At 40.8% G+C, this 11,898-nt stretch carries 13 protein-coding genes; 7 read left to right on the forward strand and 6 right to left on the reverse strand.

Annotated elements, in window-relative coordinates; all coding sequences use genetic code 11:
- Window positions 1-31 precede the first annotated feature (31 nt).
- From ACOEN1_RS05845 to ACOEN1_RS05855, 3 genes are all read left to right on the forward strand, one after another.
- Window positions 32-961 carry a substrate-binding domain-containing protein gene (locus ACOEN1_RS05845; protein ID WP_422485580.1) on the forward strand — a complete coding sequence of 310 codons (930 nt, stop codon included), beginning with the start codon at window positions 32-34 and terminating at the stop codon, window positions 959-961.
- Between the two features lie 85 nt (window positions 962-1,046).
- Complete coding sequence (locus tag ACOEN1_RS05850) at window positions 1,047-1,736, forward strand: ABC transporter permease (protein ID WP_422485581.1); 690 nt, start codon at window positions 1,047-1,049, stop codon at window positions 1,734-1,736.
- 1 nt (window position 1,737) lies between these two features.
- Window positions 1,738-2,445: an ABC transporter ATP-binding protein gene (locus tag ACOEN1_RS05855; protein WP_422485582.1), complete on the forward strand. Its 708-nt coding sequence runs from the start codon at window positions 1,738-1,740 to the stop codon at window positions 2,443-2,445.
- Between the two features lie 45 nt (window positions 2,446-2,490).
- Here the strand turns inward: ACOEN1_RS05855 and ACOEN1_RS05860 are convergent, their stop codons facing one another.
- The 6 genes from ACOEN1_RS05860 to trkA form a co-directional block, all read right to left on the reverse strand.
- Window positions 2,491-3,168 carry a uracil-DNA glycosylase gene (locus ACOEN1_RS05860; protein ID WP_422485583.1) on the reverse strand — a complete coding sequence of 226 codons (678 nt, stop codon included), beginning with the start codon at window positions 3,166-3,168 and terminating at the stop codon, window positions 2,491-2,493.
- A 10-nt stretch (window positions 3,169-3,178) separates the two neighbouring features.
- Window positions 3,179-4,342: an alanine racemase gene (gene alr / locus ACOEN1_RS05865; protein ID WP_422485584.1), complete on the reverse strand. Its 1,164-nt coding sequence runs from the start codon at window positions 4,340-4,342 to the stop codon at window positions 3,179-3,181.
- A 3-nt stretch (window positions 4,343-4,345) separates the two neighbouring features.
- Window positions 4,346-5,095 (reverse strand): TIGR03915 family putative DNA repair protein, encoded by a 750-nt coding sequence (locus ACOEN1_RS05870; RefSeq protein WP_422485585.1) that lies wholly within the window; start codon window positions 5,093-5,095, stop codon window positions 4,346-4,348.
- Window positions 5,067-6,347, reverse strand: a complete 1,281-nt coding sequence (locus tag ACOEN1_RS05875) for a putative DNA modification/repair radical SAM protein (protein WP_422485586.1) — start codon at window positions 6,345-6,347, stop codon at window positions 5,067-5,069. Before ACOEN1_RS05875 ends, ACOEN1_RS05870 begins: the two co-directional genes overlap by 29 nt.
- Window positions 6,348-6,422: 75 nt before the next feature.
- Window positions 6,423-7,871 carry a TrkH family potassium uptake protein gene (locus ACOEN1_RS05880; protein WP_422485587.1) on the reverse strand — a complete coding sequence of 483 codons (1,449 nt, stop codon included), beginning with the start codon at window positions 7,869-7,871 and terminating at the stop codon, window positions 6,423-6,425.
- A complete protein-coding gene (trkA, locus tag ACOEN1_RS05885) occupies window positions 7,822-9,228 on the reverse strand; it encodes a Trk system potassium transporter TrkA (RefSeq protein ID WP_422485588.1) in 1,407 nt (468 codons plus the stop codon). The genes ACOEN1_RS05880 and trkA overlap by 50 nt, the downstream gene beginning before the upstream one ends.
- A gap of 230 nt (window positions 9,229-9,458) precedes the next feature.
- On the opposite strand from trkA, the gene ACOEN1_RS05890 reads away from it, so the two are divergent.
- From ACOEN1_RS05890 to ACOEN1_RS05905, 4 genes are read left to right on the forward strand one after another with little or no spacing between them, the layout of a single operon-like run.
- On the forward strand, window positions 9,459-9,758 hold the full coding sequence (locus tag ACOEN1_RS05890) for a DUF5320 domain-containing protein (protein ID WP_422485589.1): 300 nt from the start codon (window positions 9,459-9,461) through the stop codon (window positions 9,756-9,758).
- Window positions 9,759-9,769: 11 nt separating this feature from the next.
- Window positions 9,770-10,129 (forward strand): NifB/NifX family molybdenum-iron cluster-binding protein, encoded by a 360-nt coding sequence (locus ACOEN1_RS05895; RefSeq protein ID WP_422485590.1) that lies wholly within the window; start codon window positions 9,770-9,772, stop codon window positions 10,127-10,129.
- 2 nt (window positions 10,130-10,131) lie between these two features.
- Entirely contained in the window at window positions 10,132-10,968 is an 837-nt protein-coding gene (locus ACOEN1_RS05900; protein ID WP_422485591.1) for a 4Fe-4S binding protein, read from the forward strand.
- Entirely contained in the window at window positions 10,965-11,831 is an 867-nt protein-coding gene (locus ACOEN1_RS05905) for an ATP-binding protein (RefSeq protein ID WP_422485592.1), read from the forward strand. Before ACOEN1_RS05900 ends, ACOEN1_RS05905 begins: the two co-directional genes overlap by 4 nt.
- The last annotated feature ends 67 nt before the right edge of the window (window positions 11,832-11,898 follow it).

Here is an 11,898-nt window from a genome sequence, read left to right on the forward strand (position 1 = left end):
GAAAACAAGCTAAAATTAAGGAGATGATCATGTGAAATTCAACAAATTGAACCTATTGATTTTACTTATTATTCTTGCATTACCATTGGTTACAGCCTGCAGCAGCAACTCAGAGCCCACTCCAGCTGAGGAGCCAGCGCCAGTTGAAGATCCAGCGGAGGAACCAGCAGAAGAACCTGATGTGTCTGACGATTACGAGGAGCTCACAAACACCGAGCTTATCCTTGCGACCACAACAAGTACAGAAAACAGCGGATTGCTAGATTTCATCCTGCCAACATTCAATGAGCTATTTGGTATTGATACCAAGGTTGTCGCAGTAGGAACTGGTGCAGCACTCCAGATGGGTGTCGATGGTGAGGCAGATGTAATTCTTGCACATGCCAAGGCTCAGGAGGAAGAGCTTGTAACCAATGGTGATACACTTGAGAGATTCGATGTAATGTACAATGACTTTATAATAGTTGGTCCTCCTTCAGACCCCGCAGGCCTTAAGGAAAATGCGTCAGCTGATGTAAACGCAGGTTATGTGTTGATTGCAGAAAGCCAGGCTCCATTTGTGTCAAGGGGCGACAATTCCGGAACAAACATCAAGGAACTATCACTTTGGGAAACTTCTGGGGTTGGGACACCTTCAGGTGATTGGTATATAGAAGCTGGTCAGGGGATGGGCGATGTTATCCTTATGGCAAATGAAATGGAAGCATATACCATGACTGACAGGGCTACTTACCTTTCAATGCAGGAGAATGTAGACCTTGAGATACTTCTTGAGGGAGACGAGATTCTTTTCAACCAGTACGGAGTAATGGCGGTTAATCCTGAAAAGGGAGATCACATAAACAATCCCGCCGCACAGAGATTTGTGGATTGGATATTGGCACCTGAAACTCAGGAACTGATTGCGGAGTTTGGTGTTGAGGAATATGGGGAGCCTTTGTTCTTTCCAAACGCCAAATAGTTTAGACCAGAAATGTAGATACTCAACTTAACCTTATGAGTCAAAATCTTACTGCCCCGAAAGGGGCAGTATTAAGGAGTTTTCCATGGATAATTTTGTCAGTGGATTCAGAGATGCCTTTCAGCTTATTATCAATCTTGACCCGGAATTTTTTGAAATAGTAAGGTTGTCAATGATTGTATCCCTTACAGCCACATTTCTTGCTGCCATTGTTGCCATTCCATTTGGTACCTGGTTGGGAATCAAGGAATTTCCAGGAAAGAGAATTCTGGTAAGGATAATCTATACCCTAATGAGCATGCCACCTGTTGTAATAGGACTGGTTCTTTTTCTGCTGTTCCTTAGAAATGGTCCATTGGGGGAATTCAGACTTAACTTCACTGCAACGGCCATGATTATTGCCCAGTTTGTTCTAGTAACACCCATTATCACAGGTGTGGTGTTCAATGGAACAAAGGACAGGGGCCCAGATATTCAGGACCTTGCAAGAACCATGGGAGCAAGCCCAACACAGACAGTTTGGCTTCTTATCAAGGAATTGAGGATAAATATACTCTCAGCTGTAGTTACAGGATACGGTAGGGCTATGTCTGAGGTAGGTGCAGTAATGGTGGTGGGTGGAAACATCAAAGGACATACCAGAATCATGACAACCACAATTGCAATGCTAAGAAACATGGGGGAATACTCCCTTGCCATTGCAACGGGTATTGTACTATTGCTGATATCATTTCTTATAAACTCACTGCTATATCATTGGCAGCAGGAGCGTTGATATGAATATTACAGTCGATTCACTGACAAAAAAATATAATGACAAGGCGGTTTTGGACATATCAGAAATGGAATTTCAGGAGGGTTGCCTATGGGGCATCCTTGGTCCAAACGGTTCCGGTAAGACAACTCTGGTCAGGATAGTAGCGGGACTTCTGGTTCCTTGCTCAGGAAATGTTCTCTATCAAGGCGATAAGTATAATGATTCAATAAAAAAAATGATGACTCTTGTATTTCAGAGGCCATACCTTATAAGATCAAGTGTATACGAAAACATAGCATACCCCTTGCGGATCAGAGGCATATCGGAACAGGATATCTCAACAAGGGTGAATGAACTGATAGAATCCTTTAATATTCACTCCATCCGTAATCAGAAGGCTTGGACCCTTTCCGGCGGGGAAGCCCAGAAGGTTGCTCTTGCCAGGGCTCTTGTATTCAAGCCCAGGATTCTTATTCTGGATGAACCAACCTCAAACATTGACCCTGAATCCATAATGCTGCTGGAGGAAAGAATCCTTGATTACTACAAGAAAGAGAAGCCAACTATACTGATGGTAACCCACAATATACAGCAGGCCAAAAGGCTCTGCAACCGGATTGCATTTATGAATGAGGGACAAATAATAGACAGCGGAAGCCCCACTGAGATATTTGGATCTGGCGCAATGCCAAAAATTAAGGAATTTATAAGAAAAGGACTAATCTAACAAAAGCCCCACCTGGTCATTCCAGGTGGGGGCTTTGCTGAACTGTTATATGCTTTCAATTCTCCAGTCAATTGGCTCCATGCCATTTGATTGGAGAAATTCATTTGTCCTTGAAAATGGTTTTGAGTCGAAAAATCCTCTATATGCTGCCAATGGGCTGGGATGGGGGGACTTGATTATGTGGTGCCTGTTCTGATCAATCATTCCTTCCTTGGCAATTGCCTGGCTTCCCCACAGAATAAACACCATGGGCTTTTCCCTCTCATTAAGTAGCTGGATTATTCTGTCCGTGAATATCTCCCAGCCCTTTTTTCTATGGGAATTTGCCTGTCCGGCCCGAACTGTAAGCACTGTATTTATCATAAGCACCCCTTCCCTGGACCATTTTACAAGATATCCATGATTGGGTATTTCATAGCCCAGATCATTCCTCAATTCCTTGTAGATGTTTACAAGTGAAGGAGGTGGAGCTATACCAGGCTTTACACTGAAGCATAGCCCATGTGCCTGTCCAGGACCATGATAGGGATCCTGCCCAATCACAACAGCTTTTACATCGTGATAATCAGTATAGTGAAGTGCATTGAAGATGCTGTTTTTGTCAGGATAAATAGTCTCATTTTTGTATTCATCTATAAGGAACTCCCTAAGGGTTTTGTAGTATGATTGCTCCATTTCCTCCTGAAGCAGCTCCTGCCAGTTATTTTCAAATATTTTTTTCATAAGGCACCTCTCATATTTGGAGTAGATAGTCCACAACTTCAGGAACTCTTCTTTCCTTTACATATACTCTGGGGAGTCTTTTCGTAAGCATGCACAGAACCGATGCCGGTATCTGGCCAATCTCTTGAGCAACATCTTCTATGGTTATTTCAGAACCAGCCTGTACTCCCATCAAGACTACCTCATCTCCTCGTTCTACTTCAAGTCCAGTCACATCTATCATCATCTGATCCATGCAGATTTTTCCTATTATGGGCACCCTTTTACCCTGTACAAGTACATGCCCCTTATTGCTAAGCTCTCTGCTCCAACCATCTGCATATCCCACAGGAATCGTTGCAACCTGGATTTCAGACTCCGCTTCGTAGGTAAGCCCATAGCTTACTTTTTCTCCCTTTTGAAGATACTTGACATGTGATACCTGGGCTTTTAGACTTATGCAAGGCTTAAGTGGCAGCGTTTCCCTTTTTGCATCAGGATATGGATATATTCCATAGAGTATTATTCCAGCTCTTACCATATCGAGCCCAAAGTTTGGGAAGTTCATAATGGCAGCACTGTTGCTTACGTGCTTTAGTGGTATGTTTATATCCTTCTCATATAGCATTTTGCAGAATGCCCTGAACTTCTTCATTGATTCTCTCGTGTAATCATGGTCATCATCAGCTACAGGGAAATGTGTAAACATACCCTCAATAATTAGATTGTCCATCTTGCTGATTCTTTCGATAATCTCCAAGGATGTTTCATCAGGATTAAAACCCAATCTGTTCATTCCAGTTTCAATTTTTACATGAATCACTGCATCCTTGTCCATTTCTTTTGATACTTTTGCAAAGTAATCAGCCTGCTCCTCTAGATAAACCGTCAGTCTTACACCCTTTTCTATTGCAGTTTCAGCAAGGTATTCGGGTGTATAGCCCATTACCAGAACCTGCGCGTGAGGTGAGTGATTCTTTATGTGGATTGCTTCGGACAGATGTGCCACACCAAACCTTTTAACTCCAAGATCCAAAAGCTCCCTTACAATTGCCGCAGCTCCAAGTCCATAGGCATCCGCTTTAACGACTGCCATTATATCTGCACTGTCCCTTACAAGCTTTCTAATTTCCATGTAATTGAACTCAAGATTATCTAGATCAATCTCCAGCCATGCAGGTCTTGTTAAATCCATAATCTAGTCTCCTTTCTCAATAAGATTCTTCCAGTATCTCACAGGCATATATGACTTTTTTTGCCTGATATTTCTTCTGCTTTTTATAGTTGCACTCTTGTAGTACTCTCTCCACATATCCTGGTAGCTTTCCTCGTCCTCGTTCAGAACAATTCCCGCAGGCTTCTCAATTTGTCTTATTGTCCATTCTCTGGTATCGTAAAACACAGCTGTACCTCTGCTTATGTCGTGAATAATCCACCTCTCTGACGGAATCCTTGAAACAAAATGTGGTGCCATAAGAGCTATGATATTGTGGTCGGGCTCAATCTGACAATAAAATATGCCATTCTGAAGCTGTTTAAATCTTGCAAGACCTAAGAATCTGTGGACTTCAATCCTTACCTTGTGATAAAGCTCCTCTAGGTCTCTTACATCAGGATTTGTCTGATAATCGTCAATTTTTGCACCGATTTTAAATCCACTTTTTAAGTATCTTAAGATAATTATACCACTATCCTCATATTCTGAAAGATAAACGTTGAATATTCTCTTAAGAGCTGCGTGGGAAATCTTACTCTCAACTGCATCATAAACTTTTTCCCATTTATCAGAAGCTGTATAAATCTTTTTATATGTGAATAAAAAATTTGACCCTTCCTCCCAGTCGGGAAGAATGGCCACCGGGTCATCCTCGTCGTAATATGCATGATAAACTGCTGTGAGAAGACCTTCAAAGGATCCATCATACAGGTAGGCTAGTTTTGATTCCACTGTCGCCACCTCCCATCACATCAAATATTGACAGCTGCTCAATTCCCACCGGACTGTTTCCGATTATGGAACTCCTGATCCTAATCTCATCCATTGATGATATCCCAAAATGCTTTCCATCGATTGTAATGAAGTATTTTGCTCTTTTAAGAGCAACCCCCATTTTCTTTAAGTCTTCATAACGAATCTTCGCAAATCTTCTGCTGCTAATTATTTTCCTGGCAGATTTTACTCCGATTCCTGGTACTCTAAGAAGCAGCCCATAATCCACCTTGTTGATTTCCAAAGGAAATATGTGCATATTTCGCAAAGCCCAGTCGCATTTAGGGTCAAGTAAAAGATCAAAGTCCGGCTTGTCTTCACTTAAAAGTTCCTTCGCTTCAAATCCGTAGAATCTTAGCAACCAATCCGCCTGATAAAGCCTGTTTTCTCTTAAGAGTGGAGGAGTCTTGATTTGAGGCAGCAGAGGGTTTGTTGATACAGGCACAAAGGCAGAATAGTAGACTCGCTTCAATCCATAACCCTTGTACAGATTCTCAGACAGATCCAGGATCCTATAGTCAGAATCCCTTGTAGCCCCTACAATAAGTTGGGTTGTCTGACCAGCCGGAACGTATTTTGGTGCATGTCTGAATACTCTTTTCTCTTCACGATACCTGGTAATACCCTCGTTTATCTGTGTCATGGGAAGAAGAATGTCTTTTTGCTTTTTCTGAGGGGCCAGCATTTTCAAACCATCATCAGTTGGAAGTTCAATGTTAACACTGAGTCTATCAACATATACTGCTACCTTGTCCAATACTTCCCTGTCTGCTCCCGGTATTGCTTTTAAGTGAATGTATCCATTGAAATTCTCTTCTTCCCTCAATCGCCTTACAATCTCAAGAAATTTTTCCATTGTATGGTTTGGAGACTTTATCACTGCAGAACTTAGGAAAAGTCCTTCTATGTAGTTTCGCTTGTAAAAGTTTATCGTTATATCGATAATTTCATCAGGTGTAAATGTTGCTCTTGGAAGGTCATTGGATATCCTGCTAACACAATAGACGCAATCGTAGATACAGGAATTGGACATAAGGATTTTTAGAAGAGAGATGCATCTTCCATCGTCTGTCCATGAGTGACATATTCCCGCCTCGCTTGCGTTGCCAAGTCCACCTTTTTTATTGGACCTGGTGCTTCCGCTAGAAGAACATGAAACATCGTATTTGGCTGCATCTGATAGTATCTTTAGTTTTGCAATGGTATCCATAAAAAACACCCCAAGAATTGATTTTCTTGAGGTAATTATATCATAATACTGACGTATAATCAAACGTTTGTTCGATTATACGTCTATTCTCCAGTTTTTAGGCGCAATAAGCGCAATTATGGTAAATAGCTCCAATCTTCCCAGCAGCATTAAAAATGAAAGCAACAACTTTGTTGGCCATGAGAAAAATGCATAGTTTTGAACTGGTCCAACCAATTCCAGTCCTGGCCCAATATTACCCAAGGTTGCCGCAACGGCACTTCCTGCTGTCAAAAGGTCCACCTGCTCCAATGATACCAAAAGGGTTGAAAACAGAAATAGCAATAAATATAGCGCCAGAAAGCTGTTGATTCTAGCCACTGTCTCACTAGGAATTACCTTGTTGTTAATCTTTATAGGTATTACTGCCCTTGGATGATAGAGCTTTCCTACTTCACGCTTAACCAGCTTCATCATAACAAGAATCCTAATAATCTTCATCCCTCCACCAGTTGAACCTGCACTCGCTCCAACAAACATAAGTATCAGAAGGATCCCCTTGGAGAAAGTTGGCCAGAGGTCAAAATCTGCAGTGGAATATCCAGTAGTTGTAATGATGGATGCAACTTGAAAAAATGAATCTCTCAATGAAAATCCAACATTGTGATAGCTAACCACCCAAAGGTCAATCGCTATTGCAAGTGTTGCAATGACTATGATTTTGATGTAGAGTCTAAATTCCTCATCCTTAAAAAGATCTGTTGACTTTCCTCTAAAAAATGAATAATACAAGGAGAAGTTTACTCCGGAAGCCACCATGAAGAATGCTATTACCATGTGGATATATGTGCTGTCAAAATCAGCAATACTTCCATTCCTGTTGGAGAATCCTCCAGTTCCAACAGTTCCAAACGTGTGAATAAATGATTCGTATACTCCCATTCCACCGATAGATAGTAGCAACACCTCAGCCAGGGTAATTGTTACATAGGTTATGTACAATATCTTGGCGGTATCCCTCAATCTTGGCGCGATTTTCCCAGCCATGGGCCCCGGTGATTCAGCTTTAAAGATCTGGAATCCTCCAATTCCCAAAGCCGGCATAAGAGCCAATGTAAATACAAGTATTCCCATTCCTCCAATCCAGTGTGTAAATGATCTCCAGAAAAGAATTCCCTGAGGCAGTCCCTCAATTTCTTTTAATATTGTAGCTCCCGTTGTTGTGAACCCTGAAACTATTTCAAAGAATGCATCTATATAGTTGTTTGTAACTCCAGTCAAATGTAGTGGCAGAGCACCCATTATGGAAGCAAAAAGCCATCCTAAGGCCACAATCGCCAAGCCTTCCTTTGCACCTATTGAAGACTGACCTGTTTTTCTTCTTGTCATCAAACCGCCTATTATTGCAGTTAATAGTATTGTTATTAAAAAAGGCATTCTATCTGGTCCCTGACTTGAAACTGCAATCAAATATGACGGCAGCATAAGAACTGCTTCAACTATCAGCAGGCTTCCCAGCACTCTTGTTACGATTCCATAATTCACCTAACAGACCTCCCTTTTTCGGTTTGAAAAACATCTTCAAGCCTGAAAGATTTTCAGATAGACAGAATACCACAATTCTGTCATTGGCCTTAAGCTCAGTATCCCCTTTTGGAATAATTACATCGTTGTCTCTTACTACGGCACCGATTATTATTCCTTTTGGCAAGGAGAGGTCCATAAGCTTTTTGCCTATACAAGGAAGATCCTTGTCAATAATTATCTCTGTCACTTCAGCATTACCTCCCAAGAGCAAGGATACGGATACAACTTTACCGCCTCTGATGTATTTTAGAATGCTGCTTGCAGTTATATATACGGGATTTATTGCTGCATCGATTTTTAACCTATCAATAATCTTAATGTAATTTGATCTGCTGATCTTGGCTACTGTCTTTCTGACACCTGACTGTTTTGCCATAAGAGCCATAAGAAGGTTTGCCTCATCAAATCCAGTGACTCCAACAAAAGCATCCATCCCGGAAAGATTTTCCTCCTCCAAAAGATGAATGTCAGTACCATCTCCATGGATTATCAAAACATTGTCTAGAAGCTCTGACAGTTCCTGACATCTCTTTTTGTCCTCTTCTACAAGGGTTACCTGAATCTTATTTCTTTCCAGCCTTTGTGCAAGATAGTATCCAACATTTCCACCACCTAGGATCATGGCAGACCTAATCATTTTGGTTTTAAAGTCCTCACCAAGTCTTTTACTGATATTTTCAACCTCTTTGGACTGCCCGATTACATGGATTATATCCCCTCTAATGATTTCAGTTGAACCATTCGGAATAATCAGGGATCCATCCCTTGATATTGCAGTGATTAGGAGAGATTCCAGTCCCTCTAAATCCATTATTCTCATCCCAACAAATTTATCATTGTCATTTACATTGAAATCCACCATCTGAACCTTTCCGCTGGCAAACTCATCAGTGTAAAAACTATAGCTCTTCAAAAGGTACTTCTCCATTGCAATTGCTGTTGCCAAATCCGGATTTACAATATGGTCAATTCCCAACTCAGCCTTGATAAAGTCAATTTGTTGCATGTACTCAGGATTTCTAATTCTCGCTATGGTCTGCTTGCATCCAAGTTTCTTTGCAAGAGTACATATCAAGGTATTTGTTTCATCGTTTTCAGTAGTCCCAACAAGCAGGTCATATTCTTCGATTCCAAGTTCTCTCATCATTCTTATATCTATTCCATTTGCAACAACAGTCAGCACATCAAGGTGTTCATTCAATCTCTCAAGAACTTTTGTATTGCTGTCCATTACGGTCACATCAATATTCTCTGCCACAAAAAACTCTGCCAATTTCGCACCAAGCTTGCCAGCTCCAACAATCATTGTCTTCATTATTTCACCCCTTCAGTCATAAATAAAACAATAACCCTCCAAAGAGGTTTACTATGGAGGATTATTTCGTCTCATATTTTGTCAATTACAGTATACTACATTACTGGGGATATTCCAACACTATTCGCTAAGGATAATGTTTTGTTATTATAATTGACATATGTTCTTTAAGGAGTATAATTAAGGTAGAAGGATAATCATTATCAATTACAAAAGAAGGAGGATTTATTATGCCTAGATATGATATGACAGGCCCAATGGGCGGTGGACCATTTACAGGTAGAGGATTTGGATATTGCGCTCAAAGAGCATTTGGAGCAATGGGTTATGGAAGAGGTGTGGCCAGAGGAGCAGGTAGAGGAATGGGCTATGGCAGAGGAATGGGTTTACGCAGAGGTCCAGGATTTGGACCAGTTTACTACGATGTACCCGATCTTTCAGAAAAAGAACTTTTGGAAGATGAAAAAGCTTATCTTGAAGAACAGCTTGATGCTATCAAGAAAACTCTTTCAAAAATGGATAGCGAATAGGGGGTTATTGGATGATAATAGGTATACCAGCAGATAAAGAAGACATGAATGGACCAGTAAGTGGCTCATTTGGGAGAGCACCATATTATTTTGTCTATGACGATAAGAAAGAATCAGGGATTTTTATCCTGAATACAGCTGCTACAGCACAAGGTGGAGCAGGCGTCAAGGCTGCACAGCTCTTGGTCGACCAGAATACTGATATCGTCATTTCACCCCAATTAGGTGAAAATGCCGCCCAGGTTCTACAGGCTTCAAATACCAAGCTCTATCAATCCAAGGAAGGTAGCCTTATGGACAATATACTCATGCTGAAAGATGGCAAGCTGGGACAGTTGATGAATGTTCATGAAGGCTACCACAAACATTAAAAATGAAAATTGCTGTATTGAGCGGTAAGGGAGGCACAGGAAAAACCTTTGTTTCTACAAATCTTTCCAGAGTAATTGAGAATTCAGTATATCTGGACTGTGATGTAGAGGAACCAAATGGCCATCTATTCCTTGAAGGTCCGGTCCTTTTGACCACTCCTGTTGCTCTTCCCATACCAGTTATTGATAACAGTCTTTGTGATGGTTGTAAAAAATGTGTAGATTTTTGTCAATTCAATGCATTGGCATATGCCAATGACAAGGTGCTTGTATTTGATAAGATATGCCACTCATGTGGAGGTTGTGAAATAATCTGTCCACAAAATGCAATAAGTGAAATCCCCAGAAAAATTGGCGAAATACAAAAACGCACTTACAGAGATACCACATTATATACCGGGATTCTAAATACCGGTGAAGAATCTGGAACTGCAATCATAGGTGAGCTTCTCAATTGTGTAACACCAGATGATTTTGTTGTTATTGATTGCCCACCTGGTAGCTCTTGCGTGGTAATGGACTCAATTAAAGATGCTGATTATTGTGTAATAGTAACTGAACCATCAATCTTTGGTTCACACAATCTCAGAATGGTTCATGAGCTGGTCGAATTGTTCAACAAACCAATTGGAATTGTGCTAAACAAAACCATAGGTGAAGAGAACCCTTCAGAGCAGTATTCCAAAGAGCACAATCTACCAATTCTTTTGGAAATACCATGGAGTAGTGAATTGGGGATGTACAATGCAGAGGGAAAGCTTGCAGTGGAAAAAGATGAAGAATTCAGGGAGATGTTTTCTGGCCTACTCCTAAAGATAAAGCAGGAGGTGGTCAAATGAAGCAAGTTCTGGTACTTAGCGGTAAAGGTGGGACAGGAAAAACAACTCTTTCCAGTTCCATGATTAAGCTTACAGGAGCTAAGGCATATGCTGATTGTGACGTTGATGCACCAAACTTACATCTGGCGATCAATGAAAATCTTGATCCAGTCAAGTCAGACTTCTATGGATTGCCCGTAGCTGAAATTGATAGTGAAAAATGCATATCATGTGACTTGTGTAGACAGAAATGTAGATTTGATGCAATAGAATTAACTGATATCTATACTGTTGACAGATTTGCATGTGAAGGTTGTGCTGTATGTCAATTAGTGTGCCCTGCAGATGCCATTGAAATGGTGCCACGGGTTACTGGAAAATTGAGTCTGTATGAGAATGATCATATTTTTTCAACTGCAGAGCTTTGTATGGGCAGTGGAAACTCTGGTCTTCTTGTCACTGAGGTTAAAAAATCACTTATGAGCTGGAGTGATAAGGTTCCCGTAGCCATTATCGATGGCTCACCAGGGATAGGCTGTCCTGTAATTGCTTCCATAAGTGGAGTTGACCTTGTTGTACTTGTAACAGAACCTACCATTTCAGGTTTCAGTGATATGGAAAGAATTATTGAAACATCAAGGGGTTTTCCTGCTAAGATAGCTGTCTGCATTAACAAGTACAATCTACACAAAGAGAATACCGAAAAAATTGAGAATTACTGCAAAGACAGGGACATTCCAATCCTTGGAAAAATTCCATTTGAAAAAGATGCTGTCAGCCTTTTAAACAAGGGGATGACACTAGCAGACAAGGATGGTCCTGCCAGAGATGCAATTGAGAATATAGTTACAGGGGTATTGGGATTACTGAATATGATAGTGTAAAGTAGCTTATGAAAAGAAGAACTACAATGAATAGCTACTACTTAGAGGATAATATTGAAGTTCAATC

Source organism: Gudongella sp. DL1XJH-153 (assembly GCF_049310905.1).
Taxonomy (GTDB): domain Bacteria; phylum Bacillota; class Clostridia; order Tissierellales; family Tissierellaceae; genus Gudongella.